Below are 16,864 nucleotides of genomic sequence, written 5' to 3'. Positions count from 1 at the left end.
GCTTCTTATCTCTAATTTAGTTGGTATGGGGTGAAAATTGCCAACTAAATAGATATTCATTACATAAAAACGCACATTTCCGGGTAGAAATGCGCGTTTTTGAATAATTCAATATGATTGATATTAGTGACTTTCAGAAAATAAACTATCGAATTTAACTTTGAACTAATGAGTAATAAGTAATGGGTATTACTCATTACTCATTACTCATTACTCATTACTCATTTAACTTGTTCAAAACAACTGTCTTGCCCCCTGCCCCCTGCCCCCTGCCCCTCTGCCCCTGCTCCCTTGTCTACCTTGTCCCCTGCCCCCTTGCCATCAACGTTAGGCGGCAGTTTTTTCTTCCAGGGGAATAAAAGTCTTCTTGGTAGCACCACAAATAGGACATTGCCAATCATCGGGAATAGCTTCAAAGGGTGTACCAGGTGCAATACCAGAATCAGGATCACCAGTTACAGGATCGTAAATCATGCTGCATTGTCTGCAAATCCATTTGCGGGTGTTGGGATTGTCACTTGCTACTCTAGTGGCAGGTTGTCCACCGTTAATGACTTCTAAAGCTTCAGTGTAGCGATCGGCGTGGTAATTTTCAATAAATTTCAGTAAGCCGAAACGGTGGGCGGCGGCGCGGAAGGTGTCGGCGTGTTCGCTAGATTCTTGAGCTTGTTGGAGAAATTCGGCGGCGGCTGGATGATTGCGATCGCGTTCAGCAGCTGCGGCAAAATCAGGATACATTGTAGTGTATTCGTAAGTTTCGCCTTCAATCGCTAAAGATAAGCAACGAGAGACAATTTCCCGCTTTTGTTCATCGCTGAGATCCTCTGGATTTTCGACAACTAATTCTGGGTGTAATAACTCAAAATGAGCAAAGGCGTGTTCAGTTTCTTGTTCTGCGGTTTCACGAAATAGTTTGGCTAAATCTTTAAACCCCAGTTTACGAGCTACTTCAGCAAAGAACAGATATTTTCTGTTTGCCATTGATTCGCCACCAAAAGCAGCTTCTAAGTTTTGCAGAGTAGTAAAGTTTGAAAGATCCATAATTTTTAGATACCTGACAAGTAATATCTAGGGGTAAAGTTCAGACTCTCAAATAGAGTAAATGAGCTATCAATTGTATAATTTATAGTTTTTTATACAACAATTTTCGCCCATATTTATTTACCTGTTTTATGAACTGCGACAGGAAAATTTCAGCCGAAAACCGACGTAAGCGTCTTAATAGTCAATCCATTTTAGATTTTAGATTTTAGACTGACTGCACCCATAAAGGGAAGCAGCTTGGGGATTTTGGATTGACGATTTTAGATTTGTTCCACCTAACAGGGGTGGGGCTTGTACCAAAAACAATCCAAAATCCAAAATTTAAAATCTAAAATTCGGAGGGTCAAGTCGCTTCGCTCCAATTCAAAATTAAAAATTCAAAATTAAAAATTAAAGATAGCCACCCACAAGGGGTGGGGCTTGAACCTTCCTCCAAAAAATGTTAATCGCCCACAAGGGGCGGGGCTTGAACCCAACAAGCATTTTTTTCCTTCTGCCTTCTGCCTTCTGCCCTCTGCCTTTCTTGTCAACAGTTATGGCTCAGTAGTAATCAATGTTGCCTGATGTGCGTAGATTACTGACAAAACAAATGCACCTAATAAGTAGGTGCAAGGATTAGGCAATTACAGAATTATTACTACTATGTAAACATAAGTAAGTAATAACTCAGGAGTTAATCGAGTTTATCTGAATACTGAATAAAATGTTTCCGTAAACATACTGAATTTTACCATACAAGTCTTAAAATAACTCATGGTAAGTGTTTCCACGATTAGAAAATTTTCTTAAGTAACAAATCTTAAATTTTTTAAGTATAGGATAAAACAGTTCTATAGGATTCCTACTTGATTTTTGAACAGATACTTAGATACGTAGTAGCGTGGCAAGCCTAAAATAGTGTATTAAATGTAGGTTGGGTTGAGCAAGGCGAAACCCAACATAGATATCGGTGTTGGGTTTCCTTACGTCAACCCAACCTACCATTTTTTCGTTATTTTGTATTGCAACGTACACCTCTAAATACTTTCTTGCCTGTTCCCCCAACCCTGTTATCTATTGCCTGCCTACGCAAGTAATTTCAGTCAGTAATGCTTCTTGACAATACCAGACTCATCTGGGTACAATAATTAGTACATAAATACTATGCAAATTAAAAGGGCAACAGCACAGCAAAAAGCGCATAGAAATTTTGTCTTAATAACTCATACTGACTCTTGGTATGGGTTGTTGCTTGATTTCAGTAATTGTACTGAATCAATAATCTTCATTTCCAAGCTACTCTAAAATGTCTGCATAGAGTAGTTATTTGGTATGACTTACTACTCACTCAATTATTACATTTCAAGGGAGTTGAAATATGACAACAGTTGCATTTAAAGATAGCAAACAGCAACTCATGCAAGCATTTCAACAAATTCTCAATGAAAGGAAGAAACTAGAGTTTAAAATAGCCACTAAACAAGAAGAAGCAGATAAAGCTAAAAATCAGGAAGTTTTGGCTCTTGCTTCTACATACACTGTTGATAGTATTGTCAAAGGTTTAGCAGATTTACAATTAGAATTTGGTAGTATTGTCAACTCTCTATCTGAAAAATTAGCTCAAGAAAACTCTAAATTAGATGAACTCAACCGAGCTATAGAAATTGAAAATCAAACCCTACAAGACCTACAAAAAATTAGAATTGTTGCCGATGCTCTAGATATTTTACAACAAGAACATCAAGAAAAGCTGAAAAATTTAGAGCAAGATACTGCTACTAAGAGAGAATCACTAGATAAAGCGATCGCCAATCAGCGCAAAGACTGGCAAAAAGAGCAATTAGAGTATGAGGAAGCACTGGAAACATATAATAATACTTTAGCTAAGGAACGCCACCAAGAAGAAGAAGAATATCAATATAAATTAGAAACCACTCGTAAACTTAATAGTGATGCTTATGAATCGAAAAAACGCACATTAGAAAGAGAAATCCAAGAAAAAAGTCAACAAAAAGATAAAGATTGGACTGAGAGAGAAAAAATATGTAATCAACGTCAGGCTTCATTTACAGAATATCAACAAAAAGTAGCAGCATTCCCCAATGAATTAGAAGAAGCTGTGAAAAAAGCTAGAGAAGAAGCCATTAAAGAAACCACTCAAAAAGCTAAGATCGAGGCGGATTTGTTTGAGAAAGAATGGGAAGCTACCAAGCAAAGCTATGAATTAAAAATTAAATCTTTAGAAGAAACAATTACAAAACAACTTGAACAGATAGAAAGTATATCTAGTCAATTACAATCTACCTTAAAACAAGCCCAAGACTTGGCTATGAGGGCTTTTGATAGTTCTACAGCCAAATAATTAATTGGGTTAATTTTGCTTGGTAATTAAATGTGTGTGATTAACAAGAGGTGCTTATGGCGACAAAAAAACTAACAGATAAAAATACCAAAGCTGAAATTTTGCAAGCTTATGAAGAATTAACAAGAGAAGCTTCTGGACTGAAATTACAAATTACTCAAGTATTAAAAGAGCAAAAAAACAGCAATCAAGAGCCAGTAAAAGCAACTTTAAATCAACCTATGAATCAGTCTGCCACTATCCAACAGAAAATGAATTATACAATTGAAAATTTAGCAAAAATTCAATTGGGATTTGGTAGTGCAGCTAATGAATTAGCTGAAAAACTGACTACACAAGCTACTAGGTTAGAAGAAATTATTAAAGCAGTAGAAAATGAAGTTGAGCAATTAAAACAATTGCACAGTTTAGAAGTTACTGATGATACCTTGGATACGCTGATTACAGCTTATGAAGAGAATTGTAAGACTTATCAAGAGGAGTTTAGCCAGCGTTATGATTTACTTTCCCAAGAAATATTAGAATATAATAATGCCTGGCAAAAAGAACAGGAAGAATACAAAAAAAATCTCAAAGAAAGGAATGATAATTTAAATAAAACTCGTCAAAGAGATACAGCAGAATATAAATATGATTTAGAACTGCAACGAAGATTAAATATAGATGAATATGAACAACAGCAAAAAGCTTTATATCAACAGTTAGACGAATTACGAGAAGAAGCAGAAAAACAATGGTTTGAACGAGAGAAAACAATTTCTGAACGGGAAAAACAATTTGAAGAGTACAAAATGAAAGTAGAATGTTTCCCAAAAGAAAAAGAAGCAGCCATTAAAAAAGCGACAGAAGAAGGTAAAGGTATTGCTCACTACCAAGCAAAAGTGAAAGCTGATTTATATGCCAAAGAAGTAGAAGGACAAAAACGCTTTTATGAACAGCGATTGCAATCTCTAGAGCAAACAATTACTAATCAAGAAACCCGACTACAAAACCTTTCTAAACAACTTGAATCAGCCCTGAAACAAGTTCAAGATTTGGCAGTCAAAGCCATTGAAGGAACTGCAAATGTCAATTCTTATCAAGCTATTAAGGAAATAGCATTAGAACAGGCAAAAAGTCAAGTTAAAAATAAATAATTAACAAGATACAGATGTTTTGAAGTAAGTGAGGTAGAGCATGAGTAATAAGTAATAAGTAATGAGTAATAAGTAAATAACCTGAGTTCGGGATAAGCTCAAACCATAATTCTATCGTTGCCTGAAACTCCTATAATTTCGTATAACTAGCAACGAAATTATCTTAACCCGAACTGACGTTAAATATTAAGTAGGGGAGGCAAAAAGTGGTGTGGATTTTCCTCCCGCTTTATTGCCGTTGTGTTACGGCAGTGTGAGAATTTGAGTATGAGTGACAATATAAATTGCCGTAACGCACCATAATCACACGGTGCGTTACTACATATTGAAGATATTTAACTCAATCGCCTTTACAATAGGGAAAAAGCGAATTGGGAATTGATTTAATGGTCTGTTTTATCTGGACGACCATTATTTAACGGTTTTTTTCTACTCTTGTTTGTGTCAGTTGCTTTTTTATTAGATGGTTGATTAGAATTGGGTTTTTGGCTAGGCATAGGTGGAATAGTGTAATTAATGACAAGTTATCCTACATCTAGGATATGATTTTTTCCTGAAAAGTGTCAAAAATTTTACACAATAAAAAGAGATGTAAGTTTTATTACATCTCTAAAGAGAAAGAAACCCATTAACTTTAGCAAGTAGAACCAGAATCAATCTGCATCTCATGTTTGTGCAGTTACAGAAAATTGAGATATACAAACCGTTGATTAGCTCGCTAAAAAAGAACTACAATACTGTCACTGAGTTTTCCAGAAATCAGAAGCATTGATTTTAGGGTTGCGATCGCCTACTCTCAATAGTTCCACTAGAGTTAGCTGCACCAGTAAATTTTTCACCTAAAGATATAGTGCCAGTTAAACCCAGAGATTGATGAAGAAATCAGCAGCAACGGCGAGACTGGGGAGTAGGATTAATATAAAGTAGCAAAATGGTATCTCAACAATCTCGACAATATCAACGTGCAATTGGCACATTTAGAAATAAACAAGAAGCTGAACAAGCATTACACGCATTAAAAAACTCTGGTTTTTCAATGGATCGGGTTTCTATCTTAGCAAAAGATAGCGATCGCCATGAGCAAATAGCTGGTGCGGAAGTCAAAGATCGAGGTGAGACAGAGGCGCAAGAAGGTGCTGGTATTGGTGCAACCACTGGTACTGTCTTAGGTGGAATTGGTGGTTTACTTGTAGGTTTAGAAGCTTTATTAGTACCAGGTGCAGGGCCATTTCTAGCGGCTGGGACAATCGCTACTACCTTAGCGGGTGCTGGTATTGGTGCAGCCGCAGGTGGTATTGTAGGAGCATTGACTGGTTTAGGTATCCCCGAAGAAGAGGCTAGACACTATAGCGATCGCGTTTCTGAAGGGCAATACTTAGTGATCATCGAAGGTACAGAAGCGGAAATTGATCGTGTTGGCAAAATTTTAAGCGATCGCGGCATTCGCAATTGGCAAGTACACAACGTTAGTAATGTTCGTGGTTATAACACTGAGGTAGCACCTACAGCTACTCATCGAGATGTAGATGTATATCCAGGCACAGCACCCGATAGTGATGTCGTGGAAATTATTGATAAGCGCGATCGTTTAAGATAATTTGCAAAACCCCGGTTTCTTAGAAACCAAAACCCCGGTTTCTTCAAAAAACCGGGGTTTTTGGTGATCTATACTCTATAACTTTTCCAATTATTGAGGATATCTTTTACTAAAACTTCTTGTATCCAGATTTGCAAAACAATCACTAACGGCACAGCCAAAAATACACCTAAAAAACCAAAAAATGTCCCAAAAATGACTACAGATAATAAGGTAACTGCTGGCAATAGTGATACTTGAGTCTTCATAATCCAAGGTACTATAATTAAGCTTTCAACTTGCTGAATTACAATATATAAAACTACTACAGCAATGGCTTTGAAAGGGCTATCAGCTAAAGCTAGTAAAGCAGGTGGTAACACACTCAATGTAGGGCCAACATTGGGTATAAATTCTAAAAATCCTGCGAATATAGCATTGATTAATGCTAAGGGGACATCTAAAATCAATAACCCAATGTAGCTTAACACACTAATCAGTAACATCGTCAATAATGTACCTTTAATCCAACCTGTTAAAGCAGTTGCACACTTATTCAAGATTGCATTAATTCGGTGACGATAAAACGCAGGAAATAATAATATAAAACCCCGACGATAATGTTTAGGATGTGCCATTAGCATGACAGTTAAAGCTAGAAAAAGCAGCAATCCTAAAACAATAGTCAGTGAACTACTAATTAAAAAGAAGAAATTATTAAATAAGCGATTTAACCAAATTTGTAAATTTTCAGTTAAATATCTTAAATTGCGAATATTCTCTAATACATCATTGGGAATTACTTTAATTAACCAATTATTCCACAACCTGATTCTATCTAATGCCATCGGTATCAGGTTACTCAGTTGTTGTAATTGTTCAATAATCTGGGGAACAACGACAATAAAAAATCCAAATATTATCAATAATAAAAGAGTGATAGTTATAAAAATAGCGATACTTCTTTTTACCCGCAGTCGCTGTAAAAAGGTAACAAAATTATTTAAAACTGTTGCTAAAACTATAGCAGCAAACACTATTAAAAGTATTTGACGAATTTGCCAAATAATATAAAAAGAGATAATAACTAGAAAAAATCCCATCCATTGACCAAAACGCACAATTTCGCCTCCATAATTTCATAAAATAAGCGATTGTGCTGACTTGATTATTTAAATAATACTGTTTGTTTATTGACAGTAAAGCTTCACAAAGAGAGATTTCTTGAATAAAAATATTCATCTATAGGAGTAGTTGCTGTCATGAACACAACACGGAAGGTAACGCTAAAATATAATTTATTCCCAAGTGTTTCTCTCATGAGGGTATATTAAAATAAAGTGACTTCGATGACCTCTCCCCAACCCCTCTCTCTTGAAAAGTTCTGTACGGAGGAAACCTCCGCACCCTGCGGGAAGCAAGCTACAGACTTTTCGCTCCGACGCGGAGAGGGGCTTAAATATCTGGAAAGCTCAACGAAAAATTAAGGTTTTTAAGCCTCTACGCCACTTGCTACAAGTCGGGAAACCCGCCCAACGCAGTGGCTTCTCCTTGCAGGGGAGAGGTACTCTAGCGAGAAGCCGCTCCGCGTCTTTGGAGAGGGGTTTTTTAATTCGTCGAACTCACGTTAAAATACCTGTTTGTTTCCATAATTGAAATCAGGGGTTTGTACGGACTCACCGATACCTTTGCTGATTAACGATGATCCAAATCAACCACTAACATCGGATGCAGGAATCATAATAATTTTATATTTTACACTCGTATAAGTGAGCGTGTTTATTTTACGGTGTATCAATTAATGCAATACTGAGGTAGACAGAAATAAATAAGAATTTTCTATTATTAAAATAAGCTAATTTTATCCTTTGATTGCCTAATTCTTGTTGCTAGTTAAAGTGGTTTTTTATTGCTGTCAACTTATTATTAATAAACTCTGAGCGCAAGATATATCAAACTCTTGGGGCAATTGCCCAGTGAAATTTTTTAGTTAAACAACTGTGGCAATTGTTAACTAAAATTCTGTCGAGCTAATTAACTCAAGTTTTGTATCTATTTTAGCGATGCAGATAGGTTAGCACCCTCAGCAGACTGAACTCAAATTGTGTTAGAATTGTAGCAAAATATGGCAATTATTCAAGAGAAATTTTGTGTAATTTTGCGTTTGTTGCAGCAATAAAGCTAAAATCTAAGTTTTTTGGAGTTTTTTAGTTTATGACAACCTCACAGGAGAGGATTATCCCGACGGATCTGCGGAATGAAATGTCCCGGTCTTATCTGGAATACGCCATGAGTGTCATTGTGGGCAGGGCGTTACCAGATGCCAGGGATGGTCTAAAACCTGTGCATCGTCGCATCCTCTATGCCATGCACGAGTTAGGGCTAACCCACGATCGCCCCTTTCGGAAATGCGCCCGTGTAGTTGGGGAAGTGTTGGGTAAATACCACCCCCACGGCGATACGGCAGTATACGATGCTTTGGTGCGGATGGCGCAGGATTTTTCCATGCGATCGCCATTAATTAACGGACATGGTAACTTTGGTTCAGTAGACAATGACCCACCGGCGGCGATGCGTTACACAGAGTGCCGTCTGCAAGCATTAACTAGTGCCGCACTACTGCAAGACATCGAATCAGAAACCGTAGATTTTATTGATAACTTCGACGGTTCACAACAAGAACCCACAGTTTTACCCTCGCGGATTCCCCAACTACTGCTGAATGGTTCATCGGGGATTGCGGTGGGGATGGCGACGAACATTCCCCCCCACAACCTAGGCGAACTGATCGATGGCTTGGTGGCGTTGATTCACAACCCCGAAATCACCGATTTGCAGTTAATGCAACATATTCCCGGGCCAGACTTCCCCACAGGCGGACAAATTCTGGGAACATCGGCAATTAAAGAAGCCTATACCACAGGCCGGGGTTCAATTACCATGCGGGGTGTCGCCAACATTGAAACCATCGAACACCGAGGCCGTCCCGACAGAGAAGCCATCATTATCACCGAATTACCCTATCAAACCAACAAAGCGGCGTTAATTGAAAAAATTGCCGAATTGGTGAACGACAAGCGGATTGAGGGGATTGCAGACATCCGCGATGAAAGCGATCGTGATGGGATGCGAATTGTGATTGAACTCAAGCGCGATGCTTATCCCCGCGTCGTTTTAAATAACCTCTACAAGCAAACACCACTACAAGCCAACTTTGGGGCAAATATGTTGGCATTAGTCAATGGTGAACCCCAAATCCTCACCCTCAAGCAGTTCCTTAACGTCTTCCTGGATTTTCGCATCGAATCGATTACCAGACGCACCCGTTACGAATTGCGAAAAGCGGAAGAACGCGACCACATCTTACAAGGGTTGTTAATTGCTCTATCTCATTTAGATGCCATTATTAGCTTAATTCGTCATGCCCCCGATGCACCCACAGCCAAGGGTGAGTTAATCACAACCTATGGACTATCGGAAGTGCAAGCCGATGCGATTTTACAAATGCAGCTACGGCGATTAACAGCCCTAGAAGCCGATAAAATTCGTCAAGAACACGAAGATTTACAAACGCAAATCGCTGATTTGCAGGATATTTTGGCACGGCGGGAACGGATTCTAGAAATTATTGAAACCGAAATTACCCAAATTAAAACCAGCTTTGCCACAGCCCGACGCACCGTCATCACCCACGCCGAAGGAGAAATTGATGAACGGGACTTAATCGCCAATGAAAAAGCCCTCATTTTAGTCACTGAACAAGGCTACATCAAACGGATGCCGGTCAATACCTTTGAAGCCCAAAGCCGTGCCACCAGAGGTAAAGCCGGTGCAAAGGTGAAAGAGGACGATACGATTGAGCATTTCTTAACTTGCTGTGATCACGATAGCGTTTTATTCTTTAGCGATCGCGGTGTCGTCTACTGTCTCAAAGCCTATCAAATCCCCGTGGGTTCTCGCACCAGTCGCGGTACACCCATTGTCCAATTACTACCCATCCCCAGAGAAGAAAAAATCACCTCCATTGTCCCCGTTGATGAGTTCACTAGTGAAGAATATCTAGTCATGCTCACCAAAGGCGGCAACATTAAGAAAACAGAACTAGCAGCCTTTAGTAACATCCGCGCCAATGGTTTAATCGCCATTTCCTTAGAAGAAGGTGATCAACTGCGCTGGGTACGTCGCGCCAGAGTTGAAGACAGTGTCATCGTCGGTTCTCGTCATGGCATGGCTATTCACTTTCGATGTAACCATGAACAATTGCGTCCTTTAGGTAGGGCTACCCGTGGTGTAAAAGCCATGAAACTCAAGGCAGGAGATGAACTCGTAGGGATGGATATTCTACCAGCCGCCATTCTAGATACTTTAAACACAGAGGAAGTAGAAACCGAAGAACTCGAAACCGAAGAACTCGAAACCACCGAAGAAACCACAGAAGTTGCAGCTAATGGTAGTGTTGGCCCTTGGGTATTAGTCATCACAATGGGAGGTTACGGAAAGCGCGTACCAGTTGCCCAATTCCGCCTGCAAAATCGTGCCGGGCAAGGTTTGATGGCGACTAAATTCAAAAACCGCAAAACCAAAGATCAGTTAGCCACCCTCGGTATAGTCAACAACGACAACGAAATCATGATGGTGACAAGTCGTGGCATTATTATTCGGCAAGCAGTGAATGCAATTTCCATTCAATCCCGTTCGGCAACTGGAGTAAGAGTGCAACGCCTTGACGAAGATGACGCAATTACCGGAGTAGCAATTGTGCCTCCCGATACAGCTGATACAGCCGAAACAGGCGAAACAGACGAGGCAGAATGAAGTTAAAAGTTAAAAGTCAAAGGCCAAAAGCAATTTTCCCTTTTGTCCTCTACCTTTTACTTGCCCTTGGTAGTGGGGTAATCATGGGCTTAACCGTCGCCCCCGTTGGTGCATGGTTTATGGCTTGGGTAGCCCTCGCCCCCCTGTGGGTGATGGTAGGAAGCAGGGGGCAGGGAGTAGGAGGCAGGGGGCAGGGGGCAGGGGGCAGGGGGCAGGGGGCAGGGGGCAGGGGGCAGGAAGTTGTTTTTCTCCCTTTACGCTCCTTCCTTGTTTTGCCTTTACTTTGGGGTATTGGTTATCATGGTGTTGCCTTATTCTGGATTACCGGCATTCATCCAATGAATTGGTTGGGTGTGCCTTGGTGGCCGAGTTTAGCTATCACCATTTTTTGTTGGTCATTTATTAGCCTGTGGGGGGGAGTATTTCTCGTTATTTGGGCGGGTGTGCTTTCCTGGCTCAAGTTGCCATCATCTTTACTACGTGTTTTAGTTGGTACAGCACTTTGGTGCGGTTTAGAAAGCCTGTGGAGTGCTGGCCCCTTATGGTGGAGTTCTCTAGCTTACACCCAAAGCCCGCATAATCTCGTAATTTTACACCTGGGACAACTATCAGGGCCAAACACAGTTACGGCTGCTATTGTCGCTATCAATGGCTTAATTGCCGAAGCCTGGCTGAGATACCAGCAAGCTAGAAACCACACCCCCAAACCCCTACACCCCTACACCCCTACACCCTTAAAATATTTAGCGATCGCCACAACTTTACTCATCACCCTCCACCTGATAGGCTGGTATTTATACACTCGCCCCATCGCCCAACCACCAAACACTGCCTTAAAGGTGGGAATTATTCAAGGCAATATTCCCAATAAAATTAAACTCCTCCCTGAAGGAGTGCAACGCGCCCTTAGAGGTTATACACAAGGATATTTAACCTTAGTTAATCAAGGCGTTGATGCTGTTTTGACTCCAGAAGGGGCAATGCCTTTTTTTGACAAAGATTTACCCACCACTCCCCTAGTTGCCGCCATAGAAGACAAAGGTGTTATTGCTTGGGTGGGAGCGTTTGGCAGAAAAGGACGCAGCTACACCAATAGTTTATTTACCGTCAACAGTCAAGGTCAACTTAGCAGTCGTTATGACAAATCGAAATTAGTACCCCTGGGTGAATATATCCCCTTTGAAGAAATTTTAGGGGCAATTATTCAGCGTTTATCACCACTAGATGAACATCAAGTACATGGTTCACCCAATCAAATTTTTGATACTCCCTTGGGGCGGGCAATCGTCGGAATTTGTTACGAATCAGCATTTCCTGAAGTATTTCGCCGTCAAGCAGCCGCAGGTGGAGAATTTATCCTCAGTTCTTCCAACGATGCCCATTACAGTGCTGCCATGCCATTTCAACACCACGCCCAGGATATCATGCGGGCAATTGAGATTGATAGATGGTCAGCAAGAGCCACCAACACCGGATACTCTGCCTTTGTCGATCCCCACGGTCACACTCTCTGGATTTCTGGATATAATACCTACGAAACCCACGCAGCAACTATCTACCGCCGACAAACAAAAACTTTATATGTGCGTTGGGGTGATTGGTTGACACCGTTATTATTAGGCTTGGGGTTGATAGCATTTAGCACTCAATGGAAACTGATTAAAACAAGTAATGAATAAGAAATTGACTTATTACTCATTACTCATTACTTATTACTCATTACTCATTACTTATTACTCATTACCTCACTTACTTCAAAAGTGCTGTAAGTTTAATAGGAATTTCAATCCAAAATTCTGTACCCTTGCCTAATTCCGAGACGCAATCCATAACTCCATTATGTTTTTCCACAATAATTTGGTAGCTGATAGCTAGTCCTAATCCTGTACCCTTACCTACTGATTTAGTTGTAAAAAACGGATCAAAAATTCGCCTTTTAACTTCCTCCGTCATACCAGGGCCATTATCTGCAATGCGAATTAAAAGACGGGATTGCTCTGGAGATATTTGAGTAGAAATACAAATTCTTGGTTTAATAGAATTGTTATTTGAGTATTGATCTTCTAGAGCATCAATAGCGTTAGAAATAACATTCATAAAGACTTGATTCATCTGTCCGGCATAGCATTCTATTAATGGTAAATTGCCATAATCTTTGACAATTTCTACCCCACAGAAATTAGGGTTGGGTTTAACGCGATGTTGCAGAATTAATAAAGTATTATTGATACCTTCGTGAATATTAACTAATTTATTTTCCGATTCATCTAAACGGGAAAAATTGCGTAATGACAAAACTATAGACCGGATACGATCTGCACCTAACTGCATAGAAGAAATAATTTTAGGCAAATCTTGTATAACGAAATCTAAATCTATGTCTTCTATAACCTCAGAAATTTCGCTATGGGGCTGAGGATAGTAGTTTTGATAAAGTGCTAAAAGGTTTAATAATTGTTGAGTATATTCGTGAGCATGGGAGAGATTACCATGAATAAAGTTAACAGGATTATTAATTTCGTGGGCTATGCCTGCTACTAATTGTCCCAAACTCGACATTTTTTCATTTTGAATTAATTTTGCCTGAGTTTCTTGCAGTTGCATTAAAGTTTTTTCTAACTGTGTCGCTTGAGCTTTAGCGGCATTTTCAGCTTGACAACTCTGTTGATATAGTTCTGCTTGATAAATAGCGATCGCGGCCTGATCTGCTAACTGTTGTAATAAATCTATTTCTACTTCTTGCCACTCTCTCGGCGCGTCACATTGATGAGCAATCAATAATCCCCATAGTTGATCACCCATATTAATGGGAACAATTAAGTTAGCTTTTACTTGCAAACTTTCCAAGAATTGTTGATGACAATCACTCAAACAAGCTGTAGCAATATTATTAATTGCTCTGACCCTACCCCGAAAATACAGATCGTTATATTCATTGGGTAAACAACCCAATGGCATTTTTAAACCTAAAACTGAATCCCAATTACCATTGACTTCTTCAACAAGTACCTCACCATTAGATTCACTTAAAATTTGATAAATTAATAATCGGTCAGAATCGAGTAGAGAACGGACTTGTTCTACAATAGTTTGGAGGGTAGTTTGTAAATCTAATGTACTGCGAATTTGCTCGGTAACTTGTTTGATTACCTGAGTAATTAAAAATGATTTCTCTAGTTCAGCAGTTTGCTCTTTTACCCGACATTCTAAATCAATATTCAGGGTTTGTAGCTGTTGATTGGTGTGTTGCTGTTGAATAGCAAGAGCAAAATCAACGGCAAATCTTTGCGCTAGAGAAATGTCTGCTCCGCTCCATTCTGGTGCTTGTCCTTTTCTTTCTTCACACCACGCCTCAAAGGAAAGTTTTGGTAGTCGTTGGCGTTGATTATTCTCACACCGTCCAGCCCATAAAATTTTTGTCTCCCATTCCGGGCGAAAAATCGTCATGACTCCGATTAAACGTTGGCGATAATGCAGAGGTATAACCAACATTCCCCGAATATTAGTAGACTCAAATGCAAATGCTACAACTTTTAAATGTGTTTCTTGATAAAGGTCACAAATAGCCCAAATATCACCCGGTTTGGATTCATTCAGCCAACATTGCCAAAGGGGATGCTGTTCAATTAAACTGATTCCTGACTCACACTTAAAATGGGGTTGTTCACCACAGCTATATAACTGCTGGGTTTTACTCAGATAAAGTCTGCCACCGATGCCACCTAAAATATTAATAGTGGCTTCTAGAGCTATCTGTAATTCTATATGTGGTTGCTGATGTAAAAGTGTATTGACATGATTAATCATGGCTTCTCGTCGTTGTTGAGCGCGAGTTTCAGCCAAGAGGTTACTTTGAGCGATCGCAATCCCTACTTGATCACTAATTTGCTGAACTAATTTCAGTTCTTCTACTAAAATACTACGGGCTTGACTGTGGTGTGATACTAACAATCCCCATAGTTTAGGCTGTGTGGATGGTTGTTGTAAGTCTGATAATAAAATTGGCACAATTAAGGAAGACTGCACACCCATCGCCTGTAAGTATTCTAAATGACATGGATCTACTTGGCGATAATAGATATTTTGCTTTAACAGAGTTTGTGTTTGGTGTGGTAATTGTAATGGCGATACCCCAATTTTGTTATTTATGACATCTACAATTGTGCGTTGTTTTGCCAAGACAAACATCTTTCTGGCTTCTTCGGGAATATCACCTGCGGGAAAATGTAAACCCAATAGAGATGGTAAATTCTGCTCATCACGAGATTCAGCAATAACTTCGCCGCTACCATCAGAATCAAAACGATACACCATGACTCGATCTGTACCTAAAAAATCCCGCATCTCTACAACTGTAGCGGTTAAGATTTCTTGCAGTTCTAGCGATCGCCTGATGCGGTTGGTAATTTGGTGTAATAAATTTTCTGGCTCTAAATTGGGGGCAAAACTATCTGTTTTATCAGTAAATCTCATTACTTCTTACACCTACAACAAGATAAAATTTTTGCCTCATCTCACCCAACATAGAATTAAAAGATTTTTACCCTGATTTTTTACTGAGACAAAGGTAAAAATTTTTATCATAATTCATCTGATTTTATCTTGCGAATCTTGATTTTTGATTAGTGAAAATACTTAAAAATACAAGTTGAAATAGTTTTTGGATTTACATAAACGTATTTAGATTGTGCATTAGATTATCCATGATAGAGGTTTGCACTCAGTGACTAAAAACCTCTAACATTCTTCACCACAACATATGATTGAGCAAATGACGAAATAGTTTTAACCCACCAGGCTCTTGATAATCAGTAGGTAACAAAGACAACATACTATTTTGTAAAGTTTCTACAGCCGTTTCTACTTCTTGGCGTTTTGGTCTAGCTGTTAGCTTAAAATTAAGTGGTTCACCAAAACGGACTGTTAATTCTTTTCCCCAATACAAATCTTGCGTACCAATTAAAGCGATTGGTACTATCGGCACACCAGCACGTAAAGCATAAATTACAGTTCCTCGCTTCAAAGGTAAATGTAACTGACCTTCACTGTTTCCTAATCTGCCTTCAGGAAAGAGAATTAAGCTATCTCCGTGAGCTAAAATTGCTAAAATAATCCGGTCTATTTGGCGGAGTGTCTGTATATCGCCCCCGGTGGGTACATTTTCTTCAATAACTTGTGCTAATTTAACTAGGTCTTCTCTGCCGGCTTTCGCTGCTGCCATGACTGCGAGTTCTTCTTTCCAAATCCTCGCTAGAGGAATCACACCCCCTGCAATACCCAAAATTCCACGTTTCCAGAATTTGTTATATAAAGTGCGGGCATCTCCCAGAATGTAGTAATAGGGTTGGGTAGGAAGTTCTGCCAAAAGTAACAAAGGATCAATATGGTGGAGATGATTAATTGCCAGGATAGCTGGTTTGTCTGGGATGTTTTCGGGGTTTTCCACTTTCACCCGAAAAACACAATGAATGAGCGATCGCAATACAAACCGCCTTATCCCAGCATTAATTCTCGGTGGTAAATTTTCTTCCTGAATAGATTCTAGCCCAGATAGAGTATTAGCAATCATCTGGCGAATAATGCGATCGCTCGCAGCCGCCACCCCTTCCTCCACCCGCTTGATACTTGCCGCCGTGACGGGGGAAGATGTTTCTGATGGGGTACTACTTTCGGTCATATTAATTCGTAATTCGTAATTTTTAATTCTTGATTTAAGGTGAGTTCGACGAATCAAAAAACCCCTCTCCAAAGACGCGGAGCGGCTTCTCGCTAGAGTACCTCTCCCCTGCAAGGAGATAGGCTTTAAAACCCCATTTTTCGTTTATATTTTAGCTCTTTACTCCCCTCTCCGCGTCGGAGAGGGGTTGGGGGAGAGGTCAGAAAAGACTTGTCGAACTCACATTGATTTAGAGGGGAGAAGGGGCGTTAGAGTGTGGCGTAGGAAACGCTATA

At 39.7% G+C, this 16,864-nt stretch carries 10 protein-coding genes; 5 read left to right on the top strand and 5 right to left on the bottom strand.

All coding sequences use genetic code 11. From position 1 onward, the window contains the following. Nucleotides 1-221: 221 nt before the first annotated feature. Together ACPZ3T_RS17040 and ACPZ3T_RS17035 are read right to left on the bottom strand one after the other, a co-directional pair. On the bottom strand, nucleotides 222-380 hold the full coding sequence (locus tag ACPZ3T_RS17040) for a hypothetical protein (protein WP_490270660.1): 159 nt from the start codon (nucleotides 378-380) through the stop codon (nucleotides 222-224). Continuing rightward, entirely contained in the window at nucleotides 328-1,041 is a 714-nt protein-coding gene (locus ACPZ3T_RS17035; RefSeq protein ID WP_490270659.1) for a rubrerythrin family protein, read from the bottom strand. Before ACPZ3T_RS17035 ends, ACPZ3T_RS17040 begins: the two co-directional genes overlap by 53 nt. Before the next feature lie 1,360 nt (nucleotides 1,042-2,401). On the opposite strand from ACPZ3T_RS17035, the gene ACPZ3T_RS17030 reads away from it, so the two are divergent. The 3 genes from ACPZ3T_RS17030 (at nucleotide 2,402) to ACPZ3T_RS17020 (ending at nucleotide 6,118) form a co-directional block, all read left to right on the top strand. Further along, nucleotides 2,402-3,385, top strand: coding sequence for a hypothetical protein (locus ACPZ3T_RS17030; RefSeq protein ID WP_490270658.1), 984 nt, complete (start codon nucleotides 2,402-2,404; stop codon nucleotides 3,383-3,385). Nucleotides 3,386-3,441: 56 nt separating this feature from the next. Next, nucleotides 3,442-4,521, top strand: a complete 1,080-nt coding sequence (locus ACPZ3T_RS17025) for a hypothetical protein (protein WP_490270657.1) — start codon at nucleotides 3,442-3,444, stop codon at nucleotides 4,519-4,521. A 931-nt stretch (nucleotides 4,522-5,452) separates the two neighbouring features. Further along, a complete protein-coding gene (locus tag ACPZ3T_RS17020) occupies nucleotides 5,453-6,118 on the top strand; it encodes a general stress protein (protein ID WP_490270656.1) in 666 nt (221 codons plus the stop codon). Between the two features lie 68 nt (nucleotides 6,119-6,186). On the opposite strand, the gene ACPZ3T_RS17015 is transcribed toward ACPZ3T_RS17020, so the two are convergent. Continuing rightward, nucleotides 6,187-7,218, bottom strand: coding sequence for an AI-2E family transporter (locus tag ACPZ3T_RS17015; RefSeq protein WP_490270655.1), 1,032 nt, complete (start codon nucleotides 7,216-7,218; stop codon nucleotides 6,187-6,189). 1,093 nt (nucleotides 7,219-8,311) lie between these two features. On the opposite strand from ACPZ3T_RS17015, the gene gyrA reads away from it, so the two are divergent. Both gyrA and lnt read left to right on the top strand, forming a co-directional pair. After that, entirely contained in the window at nucleotides 8,312-10,912 is a 2,601-nt protein-coding gene (gyrA, locus tag ACPZ3T_RS17010; protein WP_490270654.1) for a DNA gyrase subunit A, read from the top strand. Beyond that, entirely contained in the window at nucleotides 10,909-12,591 is a 1,683-nt protein-coding gene (lnt, locus tag ACPZ3T_RS17005; RefSeq protein ID WP_490270653.1) for an apolipoprotein N-acyltransferase, read from the top strand. The genes gyrA and lnt overlap by 4 nt, the downstream gene beginning before the upstream one ends. Before the next feature lie 70 nt (nucleotides 12,592-12,661). Here lnt and ACPZ3T_RS17000 read toward each other — a convergent pair whose 3' ends face one another. Then, complete coding sequence (locus ACPZ3T_RS17000) at nucleotides 12,662-15,385, bottom strand: GAF domain-containing protein (RefSeq protein ID WP_490270652.1); 2,724 nt, start codon at nucleotides 15,383-15,385, stop codon at nucleotides 12,662-12,664. Nucleotides 15,386-15,659: 274 nt separating this feature from the next. After that, nucleotides 15,660-16,589, bottom strand: a complete 930-nt coding sequence (locus tag ACPZ3T_RS16995) for a lysophospholipid acyltransferase family protein (protein ID WP_490277251.1) — start codon at nucleotides 16,587-16,589, stop codon at nucleotides 15,660-15,662. Nucleotides 16,590-16,864 lie beyond the last annotated feature (275 nt).

It is taken from the genome of Aliinostoc maniaoense (genome assembly GCF_058172895.1).
This window is presented reverse-complemented; position numbering and strand designations above follow the sequence as displayed.

What these genes read in the sequence shown, in the direction of transcription:
- ACPZ3T_RS16995 (WP_490277251.1), bottom strand. Translation starts at nt 16,589, where the DNA reads ATGACCGAAAGTAGTACCCCATCAGAAACATCTTCCCCCGTCACGGCG.
- ACPZ3T_RS17030 (WP_490270658.1), top strand. Translation starts at nt 2,402, where the DNA reads ATGACAACAGTTGCATTTAAAGATAGCAAACAGCAACTCATGCAAGCA.
- ACPZ3T_RS17020 (WP_490270656.1), top strand. Translation starts at nt 5,453, where the DNA reads ATGGTATCTCAACAATCTCGACAATATCAACGTGCAATTGGCACATTT.
- lnt (WP_490270653.1), top strand. Translation starts at nt 10,909, where the DNA reads ATGAAGTTAAAAGTTAAAAGTCAAAGGCCAAAAGCAATTTTCCCTTTT.
- ACPZ3T_RS17025 (WP_490270657.1), top strand. Translation starts at nt 3,442, where the DNA reads ATGGCGACAAAAAAACTAACAGATAAAAATACCAAAGCTGAAATTTTG.
- ACPZ3T_RS17035 (WP_490270659.1), bottom strand. Translation starts at nt 1,041, where the DNA reads ATGGATCTTTCAAACTTTACTACTCTGCAAAACTTAGAAGCTGCTTTT.
- ACPZ3T_RS17000 (WP_490270652.1), bottom strand. Translation starts at nt 15,385, where the DNA reads ATGAGATTTACTGATAAAACAGATAGTTTTGCCCCCAATTTAGAGCCA.
- gyrA (WP_490270654.1), top strand. Translation starts at nt 8,312, where the DNA reads ATGACAACCTCACAGGAGAGGATTATCCCGACGGATCTGCGGAATGAA.